The sequence below is a fragment of the Adhaeribacter pallidiroseus genome, from assembly GCF_003340495.1.
Lineage (GTDB): Bacteria > Bacteroidota > Bacteroidia > Cytophagales > Hymenobacteraceae > Adhaeribacter > Adhaeribacter pallidiroseus.
This window is the reverse complement of record NZ_QASA01000001.1, coordinates 4,497,525-4,518,449: the sequence shown is the minus strand read 5'-3', so window position 1 is coordinate 4,518,449 and position 20,925 is coordinate 4,497,525. Positions and strand designations below refer to the sequence as shown.

Genomic DNA, 20,925 nt, shown 5'->3' with positions numbered 1-20,925 from the left:
GCAACCAAAATAGATCGTTATCACGTTCCGTTGATCATCTATTCTCCTTTATTAAAGAAAAGTGCTCGCTTTAAGTCCATTTCCTCCCATAGTGATGTAACGCCTAGTTTGCTGGCGTACTTAAAAGCGCAGTATAATTTTAGAGTACCATCGCAGGTAAGCTGGTTAGGAACAGGTATTGATACCGTTAGAACTTTTCGAAATATTCATTCAACTGCCTTAAAGCAAACTAAAACGGACTTGTTAGATTACGTAAGCGGGGAATATCATTTAAACGGACAAGATATTTTTAAAATTGCTCCGGATTTAAGCGAAGAACGCATAACAGATCCGGTTGTGAAAAGCCAATTACAAGCTAAATTTGCCCGGTTCAAACAAAAGAATAATTTAATTTCAAGTAAAGGAAAGCTTATTCCGGATTCCCTATTTATGCACTATTCCCCGCAACAGTGATTGCTGATTTTTTTAAATAATGAGCTATATTGGCTAATCAAAGAGACAATTATTCCATTTGATTAGCCAATAATTTTTTAAAGCTGATCCAAACACTTGAGCTAAATGGCTTAGAAAAATGTTCAGCCTATGTGCTGTTCAGATGTGCCAATAGAAAGTAGATTAAAATGGAAATGGGCTTGTTGATGTTACAATTTAAAATAAGGTAAGTAAAACTTGTGTTGACCTAGTGAATTGTGAATAATCCATAGCCGTTTGGGAAGGCAAGTAGTTGCTATAATAACGAGCGATAAAGATGGCACCTCCACTACAACCTTCAGCAAGAAACTATTTAGCTAAGTAGCGCCAACGTTCCCCGTTGAAGAAGGAAATTGCGGAGAAAAAGCTGGAAACGTTTATTCTTTTACCAAGTATTTCTACTGGCTATTGATATTACCAAAGCTTACTCAGCGCTTGTTATTTTAGGTAAGAGGTAAAGATTAATTTATGCTGTACCTTAACTCTTCAATGAAAAATGCTAGTTAGCCTGTGTATAGGGTAAAACCTATTTTTTGGTGTGTTATACAGAATTTTAAAAATACCCCGGTGGAATAAGTAAATTAAAACCGCAGGAGGTAGCCCACCGAAAAATTTAATTGATTTCCTTTGGTTTCGGGCAAATACTCCACATTCTCGTAGGTAACAGTGAGGTAGAAAATATGCTGTTTGTTTAAAGAGAACCGATAGCCCCCACCGATCCGAGCGGTTTGTAAGCGATAATTGCTGTTCAACCGGGTAGCCTGGAGACGATCGTCAGGCGAGATACCCCGACCAAGAAAAAAGGAAAAATAATCGTCGGCTCCTTTGAGGTAATAGCGGGTAGTAAGTGTATAAGATTGAGAAATGCTGTTATTGCCCGGCGATAAATACGTACGCGCATTAAACCAAAAGTTCTTGTAATATTTTCCTAACGAAATGGTGTAAATCCAGGTATTGTTATCGAAGTTAAGATACCGAAATCCGCTTTCTGCTTCAAAGGCTTTGGGTAAATTGGCGTATAAAGAAAATCCAGCCCGCCATTTTGGGAATAAAGGCATATCGGCGGAATAACCTACATTGGCATACGCATAAAAAACTTTGGAAATACGGGGATAACCTTCTGCTTCAAATTGTAAACCGCTTTGTGCAAACCGGTTGGTGTAATTTACCCGTCCCCCGAAAGATCCGGCTTTGGTTTGTCGGCTATAATCAAGGTTAATCAAATGCCAGGGATTCGTAAATTGCTTATCGAAATACGTATAGTCGTAACCTACGCCTACTTTATTATGATTGCTGTATTCTCTTAACTGACTGGTTAGCGACCGGAGTTGATCATTGTCAGGATCTGCTCGTAATAAACTATCTGTATAAGTATACGCTTCTTGGTGACGAAGTAGTGCTGCCAAACATTTTGCTTTACGAATAGCTAACCCGGAGGAAGAAGGATGGTATTGTAAACCTATTTGGCTATAGTTTAAAGCCTTGGTATAATCTTCTTCAAAGTAAGTAATATCGGCCAAAGCTTGTGCGGCATCTTCATAATCTGGTTTTTTCTGAAAAGCGGCTTGTAACTCTGATAAAGACGAATCCTTTTGGTTGTTCCAGTAATACAGTCTGCCTAAAAAAATACGAATATCGAGGTAATCGGGGCTTTGTTTTAAAGCTTGCTGACAAAGCTGAATAGCCTCAGCGTATTTTTTCTGTTCAAAGGCTGTTTGACGCGCTTTTTGAAAATATTCGTCTGAAGTAAAAGACTGTGCTTGGGTAGATGCAGCTTTCAGCAAAAGTAAGCTTATAAAAAATAGCTGAATAGCCTTACGCCCTAGAATAAGAGCAGAATAAGAATGAACAGAAAAAGGTAGAATAGGCATTTTTACTGAAATATATTCCTGACCTTCAAAGATAATAAATTAGCTTAACTTTTAATTGTACAATTTATAGTTAATCTTTTAAGAAGTATTTTGTTCAGATAAAAGCTATTAATTTGGAAATATGTATTAACAAAGTGTAATGTAAAAATTAAATTAATTATAATTTGAAAGAAGATGAAGATGAACAGGGTTTTTTTAATTTTTTACTTTTTACAAGATCTTGCATGTGCTGTTTTGACCCTTAGCCTTTGCTGTTTATAATACTTGCCATTATTTAAGTAAAGTTAAGGCACATGAGTGGCAAAGCAGCAAAACGCGTGTGCTTTTGAAAGTAGAGGTTGTAGCATTAATTAGAAATGATTGGCTTGCGTTATGGTAATAATAAGGAGCTATCGCCATAACTTAGAAAACGGTATTGGTTTTCCAGAGCATGCTCATACACTCTACGCCAATCTTCACCTATCAGCGCTGATACTAATAACAGCAGGGTGCTTTCCGGCTGGTGAAAGTTTGTTACCAGACCAGAACAAATACGAAACGGATATCCAGGGGCAATTAAGAGTTGCGTTGTGGCGCGTAAATAATCTAGTTGGTTTGCCTGTAAGTAATCCAGTAAAACCTGTAAGGTTTCAGCAGGTCTAGGTAAGGCTGCATCTGCTTCGTAGGGCAACCATTGCGGAACGTGTAAAGATTTTAATTCGGGATTCCGGGCAATTAAGATGCCCAGCCAATACAAAGTTTCCAGGGTGCGTAACGAAGTAGTACCTACCGGAATAATAGATTTTGGAAATTGTTCCTGCAAGCTTCGGATGGTTGCAGAGGATACATAAATTTCTTCGGCGTGCATCTGGTGGTCTGCCATTGCTGAGGCTTTTACTGGCTTAAACGTGCCTGCTCCCACGTGCAGGGTAACCTTTGCTTGCTTAATATTCCGTTGCGTTAGTTTGGTGAGTATATTTTCGGTGAAATGTAATCCGGCGGTAGGGGCTGCTACGGCACCTTCCGTGGCAGCATATATAGTTTGATAACGGATTTTGTCAGCTTCTTCGGCGTCGCGGTTTAGGTAAGGCGGTAAGGGTAATTTCCCGGCTGTTTCCAGTACTTCAGCAAAAGTTAAAGCAGCTGGTTGCCAGCTAAACTTGATGATAAATCCATCGGCTGCGCGTTCTTGCAGTTCTGCTTGTAAAAAACCTGTTGGTAGCGGCATTTGCAACAAACCCGACTTCCAGCGTTTCGCATTTCCAACCAGGCATTGCCAGCTACAAGTTGTTGTTTGCTGCATGGCTTGTTGCATTTCGGTGTACGGGAAAACCGGCTCCAGGCAAAATATTTCAATGATACCGCCGGTTGGTTTGGTAAATAAAAGCCGGGCTTGTACTACTTTGGTATCGTTAAAAATTAATAAGGCTTCGGGTGATAGTAAGTCCGGTATTTCCCGAAAACCATGATCCGAAATACTTCCCCGTTGGTAAAACAGCAGCTTAGAGGCATCGCGGTTAGCTAACGGAAACTGAGCAACCAGTGATTCCGGTAACTGGTACCGGAAATCCTGGATAGTTATATTTTTCGGGTGTAGTGGCATTTAAGAAAGAGCAGGTAAGGCGCATAAGATTACGGCGCAAAATTAAACAAACCGCTTCAGGAATCTAAATTAAACTTATTTAAACGGCTAAGAGCCAGCCTAAGGTACCATCTGCTGTTTTTACCAGTAAATAATTGTTGTAATTCGCTAAAACAGTAACCGTACTGCTGGCTTTTACCTGGTTTATGGGCGTGCCATCCGGCAGGGGTTCGGTAAGGATTTCGGTTGCAGCTGTAATTTTTAAATTATTCAATGGTTTTTGCAGCGACTCGACGTTAGCACCCAAAATGTAGCCGCTCTGACCGGTGGGTAAAAGCACACGGTACCAAGTGGAGGTACCACCGATAATTTGCACAGCAGTATGTTTGTTTAAGGAAGTTAAAAGAGAACCGTTTTTATCCGGCGATAAGCGTACGTTTACATCTTTTTTGCTGATTCGGGCCCATTGCCCTAACTGGGCGGCACTAATCTGCAAAGGTGAAATTTTTTGTGTCGGCGTATACACAAAAGGGTACGGATCTACGGCTCCGCGGCCGGACCGGTAAATACCGAAATGTAAATGGGGTACCGTGGTGCGGGCATTGCCGGTGTTGCCTACTAAACCCAATACCTGCCCCGGAACAACCTGTTGCCCCGATTGTACCAGTTGCGTATCCAGGTGGGCGTAATACAAGTGTTGGTTAGTGAGATCATCATTCAGCCAGACTACTTTGCCCCCGATAGGCGTTTCGTCTACTCGGGTAACCATGCCCTTAGTAGCGGCTATAGCCGGGGTGCCGCGGGGCGCAAAAATATCAATTCCTTCGTGCCGGCGTGCGCCATTATCGCGCACATCGCCCCATACGCTCTGAATAGCACTGTTTCCTTTACCTTGCACCGGAAATCCCAACGAGGGCTGGCTAACAATCGAGATGGTATAACTGCCGCTGCGCAAGAGTTCCGGTTGCAGGCGTACCAGGTAAGTTAAATCTTCTTTCACCCGGTAATTAATCTGTAAAGCAATCGTATCGGCCGACTTCAGGTGTTTTACTTTACGTGGCCGGCCATCTTCTACCTCAAACAAATCTAAAAACAACTTTACTTCTTCCCGGGCTTTAGAATGGGCCGCAATCCGGATAGATTCACCTTCGCGGGCTTTAAAATTGTAACTGAAGGCCGCTGGTTTTTCGGCCTGGAAATAACCGGTTTCTTCAAAAGGAATAGGCAGCAAAAGCGAATCTTGTAAAACTTTATTGCCCGCCAATAACCAATCCTGGCCTAAACCCGATTGGTGTAATTTAGCCATACGCAGCGATTGTACGTATTTTTCGTAAGGCGTTTGCTTGCCGAGTAAGGCTTTAATAGTGGGTTTGCCGCTGCACGATATTATAAATACAGCCAGTACAATAGAGCTGAGAATATTAAGTATTTTCAAATTAAAGTTTGCGTTCTTCATCGGGTACTAAAAAGTGTTTTTCTTATAACAGAAAAGAACGAAAAAAGTAACGGTAAATTGGGGCTAAATACCGGATTTTAAAGGTTTACTGGTTCAGCAACTCCTAAAGCAGACTTATAGGGCAATAGTAAACCCATTTGGCCCAGATTATTTGCCGGAGAATTTTAAAAATTTAAAAAAAAGCAACTAGCGGGTACTTCATATTATTTCTGGTTAGCAGTGCGGTATGTAGGTTGCTCAGCCTTTAAGTTTTCCAAATCACTTAGTTCAAGAGTTAAAGCATTTACCGAGATTTGAATTTCGCGGAATGATAACCCCAGCGAAGCCAGCAACAATGCTAAGCTAACGGCAAACAAGTACTTACCGGTTGTCTGATTTTCGGCAAACAATACAAACATGCACAATACGCACAAAAACATACTGGCAATGCCCAAGGCCTGCATGTTCCGGATTAAAAACAAGCGCTCGCGTAAATTGCTGATCTGACCCATTAAAAGGCTGTTCTGGGTGCGCGTATATTGGTCTTTTAAATTCCGGATGAGCGAGGCCAAAGCAATAAACCGGTTGGTATAAGCCAGCAGTAACATGGATATAGCCGGAAATAACAAGGCGGGAGTAGTGAGGGTAATTTCCATAACCTGATAAAATAAATGCTAAAGGTAACAAAATCAGGGGCTAATGTATATGATACTACCGGGTATTGTTGCGCCCTTATTTTACCCGCAATTAATAGCCCGATTAAATAAATACTGCCTGATCTGCTGGGTTCTGTTTACGAAAGCCAAAGAAGGGCACCCGGTGGAAAGTAGCATTTAAGTGAAAATTACATTATATTGGTTTATTCCACATAGCCAGCCTTCTCATTTTCTGTTGTTAGTTCGTCTCGTGCTCTCGGTGCAGAAGTGCTTTAACCTTTTGGTTTAAAGACCTGCTTTTCCTCTTTCTTTTCTTTTTTTACAATCACTTACTTTTTTAAAAATCACGATGAAAACACGTGGACTTTTTTGGGGTGCCGCCAAATATGCGCTTCGGATTAGCGGTTATTGGCCTTTAGCTGCTTTCATGTGGCTATTGTGTATCTGCTTAATTCCGGGTGACGTGCTGGCCCAAATTAAAATCTGGGACAAAACTTATGGGGGTAACGGTAACGAAAACTTAGCCGCAGCAAAGCAGACAACCGATGGTGGTTTTATTCTGGGGGGTACTTCTTACTCTTTAATTTCAGGCGATAAAACCCAGGGAACCCGAACTGACGGGGATTATTGGGTAATAAAGTTAAATACCAATGGCACCAAAGCGTGGGACAAAACTTTTGGCGGCGAAAACTTTGATGGCTTACAAGATCTCCAGCAAACACAAGACGGCGGTTATATCCTAGGGGGATATTCTTTTTCGAATAAATCCGGGGATAAAACCCAGGAAACAAAAGGAAGCATTGATTACTGGATTGTGAAATTAAACGCGGATGGTAGCAAAGCTTGGGATAAAACCATTGGCGGTGCGGAAATTGATTGGCTAACGGTAATACAGCAAACAAGTGATGGCGGCTATATTTTGGGTGGGTACTCTAATTCCGGGGTTGGCGGTGATAAATCGCAAGCAAATAAAGGAGAATCGTCTACCTTTGATTTTTGGGTCGTAAAATTAAATGCTAATGGCAAAATACTTTGGGATAAAACGTTAGGCGGAAATCATTCCGATAATTTGTCGGCTTTAGTAGCTACTCCGGATGGAGGCTATTTACTAGGCGGTTCTACCTCTTCTGATAAAAGCGGCGATAAAAGCGAACCCCGCCGTAGCGATTGTACCTGGGGGTTTGATAGTGAACCCTGCGCAGATTATTGGGTCATAAAAATTTCTGCGGCAGGTGTAAAACAATGGGACAAAACCTTCGATGGTTATAAAAGTGATTGGCTCTCGGCGTTAACGCTTACTTCGGATGGCGGCTACCTGCTGGGTGGTACTTCAGAGTCCGATGTAAGTTCCGATAAAAGTCAGGTAAGCCGCGACGCTACCGAAGACGAAGCCAGAGGGGATTATTGGGTTATTAAAATTAAGGCTAATGGCGATAAGGTTTGGGACCAAACCTTTGGGGGAAATAAACAGGACCGGCTTACGTCTTTGCAGCCTACCCCCGACGGGGGATTTTTAGTGGGCGGCAATACTAATTCCGACAGAAACGCTGATAGAACAGAGATTAGGCCGGAAGTATTAAGCTTTTGGGTATTAAAACTAAATAGCAAAGGCAGCAAGCTGTGGGATAAAAGTGTAAGCAGTTTTGGCAACAACTCTTTGCAGGATATTCTCTTGACTCCTGATGGAAACTGCCTGCTGGCCGGTTACGCAGCTACGGGAGCTATTGGTTGGGAAAAAAGTCAGGAAGGCAAAGGCGCCGAAGATTTCTGGGTGGTAAAGCTCCGGATTCCAAACCAGAAAATACAAACGATTACTTTTGCACCGCCAGACCAAGGATTAAGCACGGGGCCCTATACTCTTGCGGCCAAAGCTAGTTCGAGTTTGCCGGTTAGTTTTAAACTTCTTGCGGGGCCGGCCATTCTTAAAAATAATCAACTCCGTTTTACGGGCTATGGTACGGTTGTCGTTCGGGCTTTCCAGGCCGGGAATGCTACCTACAGCCCCGTAGAAAATACCACGAGTTTTCGGGTACACCGATTTGTTACATTGCCGGATAAAACCATTGGCGGCGATAGCACAGACTGGCTGGCAGATATAGTAACTCTCCCGGATGGCGGTTACCTGTTGGCGGGTACTTCTTATTCGGGTAAGTCCGGCGATAAAAGTATGGCTCTTAGGGATTCTTCGGATTACTGGCTGGTGAAGGTAGGGGCCGATAAAAATAAGATTTGGGATAAATCTTTTGGCGGTACAGGTAAAGAAACGCTATCGGTAATACTGGCAACTCCCGATGGTGGTTACTTGTTGGGTGGCTCTTCCACTTCGGGGAAGGAACACGATAAAAGCGAAGGCAGCCGGGGAAAGGCAGATTACTGGATTATTAAAATAAATGCGGTCGGCACAAAAATGTGGGACCAAACATTTGGTGGTGATTTAGATGATAATCTTTCGGTAATAGTAGCTACCCCCGATGGCGGGTATTTACTGGGCGGTTCCTCTAAATCAAATAAAAGCGGCGATAAAAGTGACAGCAACCAGGGGCCGCCTAATGCCAGATTTAATTACGCTGATTTTTGGGTGGTAAAGATCAATAACCAAGGTAAAAAAATCTGGGACAAAACTTTAGGAAACGCCTACGAAGATAAGTTAACTACTATAATGGCTACTCCCGATGGCAATTACTTGTTAGGCGGGTACCGCGACACCGATGAATATCATTTAACCGATTACTGGATAGTGAAGGTAAACCCTCAAGGCGAAATACTCTGGGATAAAGCATACGACCGGGATTGGGTAGACCACTTAACCGCTATAACCAGTATCCCAGACGGAAGCTATTTAGTGGGTGGTTATTCCGGCTCCGAAACCTTGGCGTATTGGATAATAAAAATAAATGCAACCGGTGATAAAATCTGGGAGAAAGTTTACAGCGGAAGCTCTATCTTTCCTTGTGCCGCCTGCGAAACCAACCGTTCCTTTCTGGTAGATATTTTACCTACCCCCACGGGTAATTTTTTACTAGCCGGGTATAGCTATTCAGATCGTGGCGGCAGCCGGAGCGAAGCCAATCGCGGTAGCTCTGATTATTGGCTTTTGGAAATAGATGAAAGTGGAGCAAAAATCGCTGATAAAGTATTTGGCGGCCAAAACGCTGATGAACTAGCGGCCATTGTGCCAATCGCTGCCGGCGGATATTTGTTGGGAGGTTCCTCTAACTCGGGGGTTGGTTACGAAAAAAGCGAACCTAGTAAAGGCAATTCTGATTTCTGGCTGGTACAAACCGAAATAACTGCCTTTCCGCCTGCTAACCTGGCAACCTGGAACCGGCGCTTTGGGGGCAATAATGCAGATAATTTTACAGCTATGCTGCCAACTGCCGATGGGGGCTACTTATTAGGGGGATATTCTTACTCGCAACAGACCGGCGACAAAAGTCAGAATAGCCAGGGCAAAAGCGATTATTGGGTAGTAAAAACTGATGCAGCCGGTAACAAACTCTGGGATAAACGCTACGGGGGCACCGGGCGCGATTACCTGAACACGCTAATAGCCACTCCCGATGGCAGTTTCTTGTTAGGCGGTAACTCAGATTCGGGGATTGGCGGCGACAAAACAGCGGCTAATAAAGGCGGTAAAGATATGTGGGTAATAAAGATAAGTAGCAGCGGTGAGAAACAATGGGACCAAAGTTACGGCGGCAGTGGTTCGGAAGATTTACGAAAAATTAAAATTTTGCCCGACGGCCGGTACCTGTTAGCCGGTTACAGCAATTCACCTGCGGGTAATGGTAAAACGCAGCATAGCCGCGGCGGACAAGATTACTGGTTGGTAAAGATTAATCATTTCAATGGTTTTAAATCCTGGGACCAGCGCTTGGGGGGAGCCGCGCACGATTACCTGGAAGATGTAGCCGTATTGGAAAACGGGGATTTACTTTTGGGCGGCACTTCTTTTTCTTCGGCTGGGGGCGATAAAAGCCAGGGTAGCCAAGGCAGTTCGGATTACTGGTTGGTGAAAACTACCAGCGAAGGCCAAAAGTTGTGGGACAAACGTTACGGTGGTAGCGGCCCCGATCAATTATTTTCCTTACTAAATCCAGATAAAGATACTATTTTGCTGGCGGGGATCAGTGCTTCGGGTAAAACTGGCGAAAAAAGCCAGTTGAGCCAAGGCGGTCAGGATTACTGGTTGGTGCAAGTAAACGGAAGCGGGGCTAAGCAATGGGATAAAACCTATGGAGGCTCTGGCGAAGAAACTTTGCGTGCCCTTACTCAGGATAATGATGGTGGTTACTTGCTGGGCGGAACTTCTTTCTCCGGCCAAAGCGGTGATAAAAGCCAGGCCAGTCAGGGCAGTAGCGATTATTGGTTAGTTAAAATCAATGCTACGGGTACCAAGCTATGGGATAAACGGTTTGGCGGAAACAATGCAGAAGAATTACGTAACGTTTGGCAAACGGATGATGGCGGTTATTTACTAGGTGGGCGATCTAACTCGGGCATAAGTGGCGATAAAACCCAAACCAGCCAGGGGGAAAATGATTACTGGCTCCTGAAAGTAGCTCCCGAAGCACTGACACCGTTACTCGCACCCGTACTGCCTGCTGTGAACACAGAAGCAACAAAGCCCAGCCGACACTTTGCCTTGGCCACTTACCCGAATCCTTTTGTCCAGGAGCTTACTATTAACTTTAGCGTACCCCAAACCCAAATGGTCAGTTTAAAAGTATACAACGGTCAGGGACACGAAATAACCACTTTGTTCCAAGGAGAAGCAAAGGCCGCGCAACAATATGCGTGTAAATGGCAGGCAAGTAAATCGGCGGCGGGCATCTATATCTTACGCCTGCAAGGGAAAGAACACGTGAACCACCAGAGAGTATTGCTGACCCGGTAGTTTTTATTGATGATACAAAATTAAAAATTTAAAAAAGCCAGCTTCAAATCATTCAGGAGCTGGCTTTTTTTAAATTTTTAATTTTTAGGCTTTGGCTGAAACCAACCCGCGTACATTACATAATTGTTAGCCGTACGAGCCATGCCAGTTTTCTGTTCGTCGCTTACTGGTTTTACTTTCCGGGCCGGAATGCCGGCGTAAATAAATCCGGCTTCGCAAACGGTATTTTCCAGCACAATGGCGCCGGCGGCAATAATGCAATGCTCCTGTACCACGGCGTTATCCATTACAATTGCCCCCATTCCTACCAAGACATTATCCTGAATGGTGCAGCCGTGCACGATAGCATTGTGTCCCACCGATACGTTGCTGCCAATAACCGTAGCGGCCCGCTGGTAAGTACAATGAATAATAGCCCCATCCTGAATATTAGTTTTGTCGCCAATCCGGATACTGTTCACATCGCCCCGGATGACGGCGTTAAACCAAATGGTACAATCCTTACCCAGTATTACATCGCCTACCACAGTGGCGTTTTCGGCAATAAAACAGTTCTCGCCAAAAGCTGGAAATTTATCTTCAACGGGCAGTAAGAGCGGCACGGCTTATTTTTTTAGTAGCTGTATAAGTAAATGCAAAACCAATATAACAAGTTGTTTTTAGTTTAACAGTAATTCGGAGCGAGTAATCCGGTTTGCTCTGAAAATCATTTATTTAAAATTCCTCACCAAGTTTACGCACTTGCTGCACCAAAGAAAACCGAAGAGTAAACAAATATTTAAAAAATTGCTTCAATCGCTACAAAAATTCTAAAAAAGACAACGTATTATAATCATTTTACTATTTATTTAAATTTAATCTTCTGGTAATCAACTAGTATTTAAAATAATATTAGCTTTAGCTACCTTTCTTAACCTTAATCATCCATTATGAAAAAAGCTTTTACCCCTGATTGGCAACGACAGATTTGTAGTTTATTTCTGGTTGGTGCCTTTATTGGAAGTACCAGCAACCTGGCGGGTGCTGCTTCCAGCTTTAATTTAACTCCTCGTTTTGCACCTACCAAAGCTGCTACTTCCTCCCGGTTTGTTACCTGGACCATTACCGGCCGGGTTTCTTCGGCGGCTGGTGAGCCTTTACCGGGGGTTACCGTACTTTTAAAAGGAACCACTACCGGATCTACCACCGACCCGAGTGGTAATTATTCGCTCACGGTGCCGGAAAGTGCGGGTACTTTGGTGTTTTCGTTTATTGGGTTTGCTACCCAGGAAAAATCTTTTTCCGGGCCGGGTGCGGTTAACGTTACCTTAGCCGACGATACCAAAGCTTTGCAGGAAGTAGTAGTTACGGGTTACACGGCCCAATCTAAAAAAGACATTACCGGTGCGGTAGCTACTATCGATGCCAAGCAATTATTAGCCACGCCCTCTACTAACCTGGGGCAAGCCATGCAAGGCAAAGTAGCCGGGGTAACCGTTGGTAACGAAAACAGCCCGGGTGGGGGCGTTATGGTGCGCATCCGCGGTTTTGGTACCATCAACGATAACTCGCCGCTGTATGTCATCGACGGGGTGCCAACCAAGGGTAATTTAAATACCCTAAACCTGAACGATATTGAATCGATGCAGATTCTGAAAGACGCTTCGGCGGCTTCGATCTATGGTTCGCGGGCGGGTAACGGGGTAGTGATTGTAACCACTAAAAAAGGCAAGGCTGGCAAACCGGTGTTTACTTACGATACTTACGTGGGAACCCAACGCCCCGGCAAGTTTCTGGATTTGCTCAATACCCAGGAATACGCCCGGTTAGTTTGGGAGTCGCGCCGGAATGCGGGTGCCGTAGGTGCCAACGGTAATCCGGCGCACGCGCAATTCGGCAACGGCGTAGATCCGGTAATTCCGGATTATATTTTTCCGGCGGGTGCTATGGAAGGCGATCCGCGGGTAGCCCAGGATGCCACTGGCAAATACGTAAACTACAGCAACAACATCGACGATCCTAATTTTAACCGAACCAAATGGTTGATTACCAAAGCCAATAAAACCGGCACCGATTGGATGGACGAAATATTTGATCCGGCTCCCATCCAGAACCACCAGTTAGGTGTTTCCGGTGGCAACGAAAGCGGCCGCTATGCCATGTCGGTCAATTACTTTAACCAGGAAGGAATCATGATTTATACCGGTTTCAAACGTTATTCTTTGCGGGCCAATACCGAGTTTAACGTGAACAAACGGATTCGGGTAGGCGAGAACTTTCAGGTAGCCGTTGGTAACCGGGTGGTTCAGCCGGGTTCTAACGGCTTCGAAAATAACCCTACTTCCTTTGCGTATCGCATTCAGCCGCTCATTCCGGTTTACGACGTAGCCGGTAACTTTGCCGGAACCCGCGGTACCGACCTGGATAACTCCAATAATCCGGTAAGTATGCTGTACCGCAATAAGGATAATAATCAACGAGAAATCCGTTTATTCGGCAATGCCTACGCCGAGGTAGATATTTTAAAAAATTTAACCGCCAAGACCAGTTTTGGGATAGATTATAACCTGTACAATTACCGCAACTATACTTTCCGGGATTACGAATCGGCGGAAGCCAGAGGGTCCAACAGTTTACAAACTACCAACAATTACGAGTGGACTTGGACCTGGTTTAATACCTTGGCGTATAACGCTACTCTGGGTGATAATCACCGGTTAAATTTTTTAATTGGTACGGAAGCCATTAAAGATTATTACGAATTTTTTGATGCGTCGCGCACCAACTTTGCCTCCGATGATCTGGATAACCGTTATTTAAGCGGTGGTACCGGGGTGCAAACCAATAACGGGGGCGGCTACAACTGGGCTTTAGCTTCGGAGTTTGCCAAAGCCAATTACGCTTTCGCCGATAAATACTTACTCGAAGGTACTATTCGCCGCGACCGTTCTTCCCGTTTTTCGCCGCAATTCCGGACGGCTTACTTTCCGGCCGCCAGCGCGGGTTGGGTGTTTTCCGAAGAAAACTTTGCCGAAAGTTGGAGCAATTGGCTCAGTCGTGCCAAGCTGCGCGTGGGCTGGGGGCAAACCGGAAATCAGGAAATTGGTAATTACAATTCTATTACGCAATACTCCACTAACCCCATTACTTCTTTCTACGATTTAGGGGGTACCCGCACCTCGGCCATTCCGGGTTATGAGTTAACGCAATTTGGGAATGCCAATGCTAAATGGGAAACTACCACCGCTACTAACGTGGGCCTAGACCTTTCTTTATTGAACGATAAAATTGATGCTTCTTTTGATTGGTATACCCGTACCACCTCCGACATGCTCTTCCCGGTGCAGGCTCCGCTTACTTCTGGCGTAGCGGTTACTCCTTTCCAGAATATCGGTTCTATGCGCAATCGCGGCGTAGATGCAGCCATAACGTATAATGGGCAGGCGGCCGATGGTAAATTAACCTACAGCATTGGCGGTAACTTAAGCACTTACCGCAACGAGGTAATAACCACTACCGGCGACCCCAATACGCAATACTTCGGCCTGAACGACGAGCGTATTCAAAACATTGTGGTAACCCAGCAAGGGCACCCTATTTCTTCTTTCTTCGGCTATACCATCGATGGTATTTTCCAGAGCGATGACGAAGCTGCTGCCGCTCCTAAAAACAATTTGGGTGTAAATCAAAATAAAGCAGGTCGTTTCCATTACCGCGACGTCAACGGCGATGGCGTAGTTGATTCTAAAGATTTATCCATTATTGGCAGCCCGCATCCCGATTTTACTTACGGCATCAACCTGAATGTAAACTATAAAAACTTTGGTTTAAGCATTTTTGGTCAGGGCGTGCAAGGCAACGAAATATTTAACATGGTAAAATACTTTACCGATTTCCCCACCTTTGGCGGCAACCGCAGCAAACGCATGTTATACGACTCCTGGCGGCCCGGTAAAACGGATGCTATTTTGCCGCAACTAACCTCCAGCGACCAGGTAAGTATTCTGCCCTCTACTTACTACCTCGAAGATGGTTCTTACTTCCGGATGAAGAATATTCAGCTTACCTATACGCTGCCGGCTCTTCTTATTTCTAAAATTGGCTTAGGTTCGGTGCGGGTGTATGTGCAAGGGCAAAACGTGTTTACTGCTACCAAATATTCCGGCATGGACCCCGAAGTAAACCTGCGTACTTATACCTCCGGTAACGACCGCCAGATTGGCGTAGACGGCGGTAACTATCCGATTGCGAAGCAATACCTGGTAGGTTTAAATGTAAGTTTTTAAGAAGATCTGATTTTGTATTTATATAAATCACCAAAATTTTAAAAAATGAAAAAAAGTATAATTTTAGGCAGTAGCATTTTACTCAGTGTATTAAGCTCCTGCTCCGATTCTTTTCTGGACGTAAAACCAAAAGCGGCTTTAACCGTGGATGCGCTAACAACCAGCCGGGGAGTAAACTCCCTGCTGGTGGGCGCTTATTCTTTGCTGGATGGCTGGGCCACTCCCGAAGGAGCATACCGCTCGTACCAGGTAGGGGCCGATAACTGGGTGTATGGCAGTGTGGCTTCGGATGATGCCTATAAAGGAACCATTGCCGGCGACCAACCGCCCATTTCCTTAATTGAGCAAGGCAATATTTCTTCCGATAATATCTACTTCCGGGGTAAGTGGCGGGGCATGTACGATGGCATTGCCCGTACCAACGACGTGTTGCAAACCTTAGCCAAAGTTACCGATGTAACCGATGCCGAACGTGTGCAAATTACCGCCGAGTCCCGGTTTTTACGGGGACATTACCATTTTGAACTGAAAAAAATGTTTAACATGGTGCCGTACATCGACGAAACAATTTACAACCCGAACGACCTGGAAAGTACCAAAAGAACCAATACCGAAGACATTTGGCCGAAGATATTAGCGGATTTAACCTTTGCGTACGAAAATTTACCACCGAAGCAAACCCAGGTGGGGCGGGCTACTAAATGGGCCGCCGGGGCCACTATGGCCAAAGCGTATTTATTTCAGAAAAAATACGCCGAAGCGAAAACCTTACTCGAAGCCATTGTGGCCAGCAACCAGTATCGGTTAGTGGATCGCTACCACGATAACTTTAAAGCCGTAACGAACAACAACGCCGAGTCTATTTTTGAAGTTCAGTATTCCGTAAACGATGGTGCCTCAGGCGGTGAAAACGGTAATATTGGTTCTACTTTAAATTATCCGTACGGGGGTGGTGGCGTAACAACTTGCTGCGGTTTCTTCCAGCCTTCCCAGAACTTAGTAAATGCTTTTAAAACCGGGACCGATGGTTTGCCCCTGTTCGATTCTTTTAACGCGGAAGACGTAACCAGCGACCAGGGCATTGAAGCGACGCAGCCCTTTACACCTTACGCGGGCAGCGTTGATCCCCGCCTCGACTGGACGGTAGGTCGCCGGGGTATTCCGTTCCTGGATTGGGGCGTGCATCCGGGCAAAACCTACGTCCGCGACCAGGCATACGGGGGACCATACTCGCCTAAAAAACACGTGATGTACCGCTCTGATGTGGGTACCAATACTTTTGCCGGCAATCCCCGCTTAAATGCCAACAACTACCGCCTGATCCGGTACTCGCACGTGCTGCTTTGGCTGGCCGAAATTGAAACCGAACTAGGTAATTTAGAAGCAGCTCGCGGCTACGTGAACCAGATCAGAAGAAGAGCCGCTAACCCCGATGGTTTCGTGAAAACGGCCGCCGGTGCTCCGGCTGCTAATTACGTGATTAATGAGTACACCACCCCCTGGACCGACCCGGCGATTGCCCGCAAAGCGGTACAGTTTGAAGAACGTTTAGAGTTTGGCATGGAAGGCCACCGCCGCTTTGATTTGGTACGCTGGGGCATTGCCGCCGAAACCCTGAACAACTACTACGCCACCGAATCTAAAAAACGGTCTTACCTGGCTGGCGTACAGTTTGTGACGGGCAAACACGAGTACTTCCCGATACCGTTGCAGGAAATATTTAACAGCAAGGTAAACGGCCAGAATACCTTAACGCAAAACCCGGGATATTAAAATTCTAAATATTTCATTCAAAAGGCTCGTTACTACAACGAGCCTTTTTTATTTATTAAAACGCTCTAAAATACGGACGGCTTACCAACGGCGAAAAAGCCCAGGGAATAGAAGAAAGAATTAAGAGTAAGCCAATAGTAAACCAAAGGGCCATAATTTTAAATTTTTGCTTGTCCTGGGAATGGCGTTTGGCTTTGCTGGAACCAATGGTAATAACAACCAAGGCTATAAACATTACGGAGCTATGCTCCATACCGAAAAACCGGATTTCCCGTTGGTGTACGGCCTCTTTAAAGTTGTGTAGGAAATAAGTAGTGATGGGGCTAATATAATACAAACAAAGCCCCAGTAGTATTTGAATATGCGCAAAGCTAGTAGCTAGGTTCCGGATAGTATTATCGGATTTAGTAAAAGGCTTATTCGTGAACCAGCCCCGGTAAGCGTAAAAAAGTGCTAAAAGCAAACTAACTAAAACCAACCACCGCACCCAGGAGTGCAAAGTTAACAAAGTGGAGTACATGTCGGATTGATTAAGTTTTTATGTAGATCAATAATGCAGGAATAAATCGAAATATAAAATCTAGTTATCTTAAAATTATCAAAGACTAATCCACGAAATCCGTGTAATCCGTTAAATCCGCGATTCAGACCATTGCTTGCCGCAATAATCGCTTCCAGGTGCCTTTTTGCCAGTTGTATTTAAGCGTGCTGGGCAAAGCTTTCCAGAAATACGAATTTAGCTCCACGGCAAAACTAGGCTGCATGTAACAATTAATGGTGCAGCCTTCGCAAGCAGGTAAGCGGCCTTCCAAAGAAATTAATTGGCGCACCTCTTCGGACTGATACAGTTTTTTTAAATTTTCTTCTATCCGGAACTTCTTTTCGCCTAAATGGTAACACGGTAACACCAACTCGTTTTCCGGCGAAATAACCAACGTAGTGCTGGCGGCTTTGCAAACCGGAGCAGCCGCATGATTGCCGCCATCGCGGCGCAATTGCATAAAGCCTTCGTTCAGGTACACATTGCGCCGTTTACCAAAGGCGGAGAGGTATTCTAGTTCCGGTAAGGTTAAAGGCGGACCGGTTTCCACAGCATTGTAGGTAAAAGCCGGGTTAAGCAGGAGCATTAAATTATTCGGTAAGGCAATTTGGTGGTACACAGCCTCTGCCTGGTCCAGGTTCTCGCTGAAAACGGTAAACAAAATATCGGGTCGCTCGCCCAGGCTTTTAGCAATTTTAATCGACTCCAGCACGAAATCGAAGCAAGCCACACCGCGGCCCTGGTCGTGGCGTTCCTGCACGGCGGCATCCAGCGAAAAATGCAGCATATCTAGTTTGCCCCGTAAGCGCTCGGCCCATTTTGGGTACAGCAAACAGTTGGTGGTAAGCGTGGTGATAAAACCCATGTCGTGCGCCAATTTTAAAAATTGATCGATTTGCTGGTGCAGCAACGGTTCGCCGCCCGTAAAATCAATTACCTGTACCCCCAGTTCCCGCAAGTCGCGCAAGTTCTTTTCTACATCACGTAGCTGAATGTACGGCGACGGCTTTTCCCAGATATCACAGAACGAACACCGCGCATTGCAACGGTACGTTACGTAGTAATTACACAAAACCGGATGTCGAACAAGGCGCATGATGTTGGTTGCAGGTTACAGGTTGCAAGTTACAGGTTAAATTGGGTTGAAAAGTTGGAAAGTTGGAAAGTTGTAAGGTTAGCAGGTTAGAAAGTTTGCTGATAGGTACCTTAATTTGGAACTAGTTGGCTTGAGCAGGAGAACCCGGGAACGATGAAAAATTATTATTTTTAAGAAAAAATATCTCTTGCGCATTCCCGAAAGATTATCTAAGTTTGCAACCCCATCGTAAAACAACGCCCTAGCGTTTCTTGCGAAAAGGACCTACAAATTGCCCAGATGGCGGAATTGGTAGACGCGTTGGTCTCAAACACCAATAACTTCACGGTTGTGCCGGTTCGACCCCGGCTCTGGGTACCATAGGGTGAAAAACCCGCTCAAAATGCTCAAAATGGCCCTTTCCAGTAAATGGAGAGGGGTCATTTTGAGCATTTCTGCTTTAAATGTTTACCAATTGTTTACCAGAGATTTTTAGATGGGATTTTCCGCTAGGATTAAGATCAGAAAGGAGGTACACAAAGATGGGACAGCTCCGATTCGGTTGCAGTTAATTATTAACCGAAAGCCGAAATCCATTCCCTTAGACATCAGCTGGCCGCCCCAGTTTTTCGATGCAAAAAAAGGTTTGTGCCAAGAGAGATTTAAAGGAGACGAGAAGGCCGCAGATTATAACCTAATCATCAAGCAAAGATTAGCCAAAGTCAACGAAGTAGAAGTGTCGCACCGACTTCGGAAGGCACATATTACCATGGAAAGTTTTCTGCTGGAATATTTCAGTGATTTCTCGAAAGAAGATTTTATAAAATATTTTGAGAATAAGCTAGCTACTCGGAAAAAGAAAAAATTAATTAAACCAGGGACAATAAAAAATCACAATAACACCCTGAACAAACTAAAAGAATTTCGAAAGACCATTTCTTTTACTTCTTTTTCCTATGAATTTGCTACTGATTTTGAATTGTTTCTCCGGAAAACGATAAAACCTCGAAATGGGAAACGAGTTTCTACCAATACTATTTGGGGCCACCAGCGTGACGTAATCACCTATCTTACATTAGCCCGCAAAGACCGGATTAACTTCGAAGATCCGTATGAAGATTACCAGAACAAATCAGTAGCAGGTACCTGGATGCCACTACATCCGGAAGAACTGCGTTTATTGGAAGAATATTATAAAGAATGCTCTCCCGGTACCAAGCACCGGAGAATATTACAGAAATTTCTCTTTAGTTGTCATACCAGCTTACGGCTCGGAGACTTAAGTAATTTGAAAAAGGCAAAAATTAAAAATAATACAATTCGATTTCAGCCACAAAAGACTTACTACAAAAACGAACGGGAGCTTATTTTACCCCTAACCCGATATGCATTGCATTACTTAGAAGATTCCGAAGCGGAGAACAATATTAAAGGATTTTTCTTTTATGCGGACCAAGTGGGTAATCGAGCCTTAAAGGATATAGGTGAGCTGTTGGAAATAGAAACTGAGCTGCATTGGCACGTAGGCCGGGAAACTTACGCTACGGAGTTTATCCGGTTAGGGGGTAGGGTAGAAGTACTCCAAAAGCTGATGGACCACGAGAAAATAGAAACCACGATGCGATATGTGAAAATTTCGGAACAGATGAAACTGGATGGTGTGAACCTGGTTTACCAAAACCGCTTAAAGGAACAATTACCAGCTATCACCTAAGGATAGCTGGTAATTGGAAATATTTAATTAAATGCTTTTTATTTCGCAGCTATTAATGAACATATCTTTCATATCGAACAAAAAGCTTAGGGCGTTTTTAAGTTCGACGGAGCTAGCTGCTTGCGCATCGTAATTAAGCGAAACAAAGCGAATAACCGCCTCTACATTTTCCGCATAGTCTACCGGAGAACGAACATTCTCTTTATCCAGAAGCTTAAAAAATGGTAAAATATTAACGTAATTCTGGCTGATGGGACTTAATATCAGCAAGGGTTCATTGGGTAATCGACTGGCTAACATAACCGGCCCTCCTTTTCTTTATAGGTGATGAATAATAAATCGACCGATATTAACTTCTGGCCGGGCTTAATAATTCCATGGCACACCGGTGCTAGGATTTTGGTAGTTGTTTTTGGGTTTGTTCGCATAAACCTGTAATCTTTATTAAACACAATTGCCCGTTACGTAGAGCTGCGAACAAACCCAGTGGATTCATTTGGAGACCTTTCGGGAACTCCACTCATATAACGGGCAACGTATTTATAGTTATAGAAATAACTTTCCTATAAATAAAAAAACCACCCTAAAAACTTCAGATAGTTTTAAAGTGGCATCTGATCCACTGTGTTTGTTCGCGTTACAAAGATATGGCTATTTTGAAAAGTT

At 44.3% G+C, this 20,925-nt stretch carries 13 protein-coding genes and 1 tRNA gene; 6 read left to right on the top strand and 8 right to left on the bottom strand.

Translation table 11 applies throughout. The features are described 5' to 3' along the window. The first annotated feature begins 30 nt into the window (after nt 1-30). Nucleotides 31-453: a hypothetical protein gene (locus tag AHMF7616_RS18065; protein ID WP_147275722.1), complete on the top strand. Its 423-nt coding sequence runs from the start codon at nt 31-33 to the stop codon at nt 451-453. 599 nt (nt 454-1,052) lie between these two features. Here AHMF7616_RS18065 and AHMF7616_RS18060 read toward each other — a convergent pair. From AHMF7616_RS18060 to AHMF7616_RS18045, 4 genes are all read right to left on the bottom strand, one after another. After that, nucleotides 1,053-2,255 (bottom strand): YaiO family outer membrane beta-barrel protein, encoded by a 1,203-nt coding sequence (locus AHMF7616_RS18060; RefSeq protein WP_158546205.1) that lies wholly within the window; start codon nt 2,253-2,255, stop codon nt 1,053-1,055. A 457-nt stretch (nt 2,256-2,712) separates the two neighbouring features. Next, entirely contained in the window at nt 2,713-3,924 is a 1,212-nt protein-coding gene (locus AHMF7616_RS18055; RefSeq protein ID WP_115374159.1) for an S-adenosylmethionine:tRNA ribosyltransferase-isomerase, read from the bottom strand. A 79-nt stretch (nt 3,925-4,003) separates the two neighbouring features. Next, nucleotides 4,004-5,338, bottom strand: coding sequence for a peptidoglycan DD-metalloendopeptidase family protein (locus tag AHMF7616_RS18050; protein WP_158546204.1), 1,335 nt, complete (start codon nt 5,336-5,338; stop codon nt 4,004-4,006). A 224-nt stretch (nt 5,339-5,562) separates the two neighbouring features. Next, nucleotides 5,563-5,994, bottom strand: a complete 432-nt coding sequence (locus AHMF7616_RS18045; RefSeq protein WP_115374157.1) for a DUF2721 domain-containing protein — start codon at nt 5,992-5,994, stop codon at nt 5,563-5,565. A 349-nt stretch (nt 5,995-6,343) separates the two neighbouring features. On the opposite strand from AHMF7616_RS18045, the gene AHMF7616_RS18040 reads away from it, so the two are divergent. Next, nucleotides 6,344-10,891, top strand: a complete 4,548-nt coding sequence (locus tag AHMF7616_RS18040; protein WP_115374156.1) for a T9SS type A sorting domain-containing protein — start codon at nt 6,344-6,346, stop codon at nt 10,889-10,891. Nucleotides 10,892-10,968: 77 nt separating this feature from the next. Here the strand turns inward: AHMF7616_RS18040 and AHMF7616_RS18035 are convergent, their stop codons facing one another. Then, nucleotides 10,969-11,493 (bottom strand): gamma carbonic anhydrase family protein, encoded by a 525-nt coding sequence (locus tag AHMF7616_RS18035; RefSeq protein ID WP_115374155.1) that lies wholly within the window; start codon nt 11,491-11,493, stop codon nt 10,969-10,971. A 327-nt stretch (nt 11,494-11,820) separates the two neighbouring features. Between AHMF7616_RS18035 and AHMF7616_RS18030 the strand changes: the two genes are divergently transcribed. Further along, nucleotides 11,821-15,156, top strand: a complete 3,336-nt coding sequence (locus AHMF7616_RS18030; RefSeq protein ID WP_115374154.1) for a SusC/RagA family TonB-linked outer membrane protein — start codon at nt 11,821-11,823, stop codon at nt 15,154-15,156. A gap of 45 nt (nt 15,157-15,201) precedes the next feature. After that, on the top strand, nt 15,202-16,929 hold the full coding sequence (locus AHMF7616_RS18025) for a RagB/SusD family nutrient uptake outer membrane protein (RefSeq protein WP_115374153.1): 1,728 nt from the start codon (nt 15,202-15,204) through the stop codon (nt 16,927-16,929). A gap of 55 nt (nt 16,930-16,984) precedes the next feature. On the opposite strand, the gene AHMF7616_RS18020 is transcribed toward AHMF7616_RS18025, so the two are convergent. After that, nucleotides 16,985-17,449, bottom strand: a complete 465-nt coding sequence (locus AHMF7616_RS18020) for a hypothetical protein (RefSeq protein WP_115374152.1) — start codon at nt 17,447-17,449, stop codon at nt 16,985-16,987. Nucleotides 17,450-17,573: 124 nt separating this feature from the next. After that, entirely contained in the window at nt 17,574-18,566 is a 993-nt protein-coding gene (locus AHMF7616_RS18015; RefSeq protein ID WP_115374151.1) for a radical SAM protein, read from the bottom strand. A gap of 273 nt (nt 18,567-18,839) precedes the next feature. Between AHMF7616_RS18015 and AHMF7616_RS18010 the strand changes: the two genes are divergently transcribed. Together AHMF7616_RS18010 and AHMF7616_RS18005 are read left to right on the top strand one after the other, a co-directional pair. Beyond that, a tRNA-Leu gene (locus AHMF7616_RS18010) sits at nt 18,840-18,926 on the top strand. A gap of 115 nt (nt 18,927-19,041) precedes the next feature. Continuing rightward, nucleotides 19,042-20,259 carry a site-specific integrase gene (locus AHMF7616_RS18005; protein ID WP_115374150.1) on the top strand — a complete coding sequence of 406 codons (1,218 nt, stop codon included), beginning with the start codon at nt 19,042-19,044 and terminating at the stop codon, nt 20,257-20,259. A 27-nt stretch (nt 20,260-20,286) separates the two neighbouring features. Here AHMF7616_RS18005 and AHMF7616_RS18000 read toward each other — a convergent pair whose 3' ends face one another. Next, nucleotides 20,287-20,559, bottom strand: coding sequence for a hypothetical protein (locus AHMF7616_RS18000; protein ID WP_115374149.1), 273 nt, complete (start codon nt 20,557-20,559; stop codon nt 20,287-20,289). Between the last annotated feature and the right edge of the window lie 366 nt (nt 20,560-20,925).

Coding starts and splice junctions, on each gene's coding strand:
- AHMF7616_RS18055 (WP_115374159.1), bottom strand. CDS start 3,924: ATGCCACTACACCCGAAAAATATAACTATCCAGGATTTCCGGTACCAG.
- AHMF7616_RS18045 (WP_115374157.1), bottom strand. CDS start 5,994: ATGGAAATTACCCTCACTACTCCCGCCTTGTTATTTCCGGCTATATCC.
- AHMF7616_RS18040 (WP_115374156.1), top strand. CDS start 6,344: ATGAAAACACGTGGACTTTTTTGGGGTGCCGCCAAATATGCGCTTCGG.
- AHMF7616_RS18030 (WP_115374154.1), top strand. CDS start 11,821: ATGAAAAAAGCTTTTACCCCTGATTGGCAACGACAGATTTGTAGTTTA.
- AHMF7616_RS18025 (WP_115374153.1), top strand. CDS start 15,202: ATGAAAAAAAGTATAATTTTAGGCAGTAGCATTTTACTCAGTGTATTA.
- AHMF7616_RS18020 (WP_115374152.1), bottom strand. CDS start 17,449: ATGTACTCCACTTTGTTAACTTTGCACTCCTGGGTGCGGTGGTTGGTT.
- AHMF7616_RS18015 (WP_115374151.1), bottom strand. CDS start 18,566: ATGCGCCTTGTTCGACATCCGGTTTTGTGTAATTACTACGTAACGTAC.
- AHMF7616_RS18005 (WP_115374150.1), top strand. CDS start 19,042: ATGGGATTTTCCGCTAGGATTAAGATCAGAAAGGAGGTACACAAAGAT.
- AHMF7616_RS18000 (WP_115374149.1), bottom strand. CDS start 20,559: ATGTTAGCCAGTCGATTACCCAATGAACCCTTGCTGATATTAAGTCCC.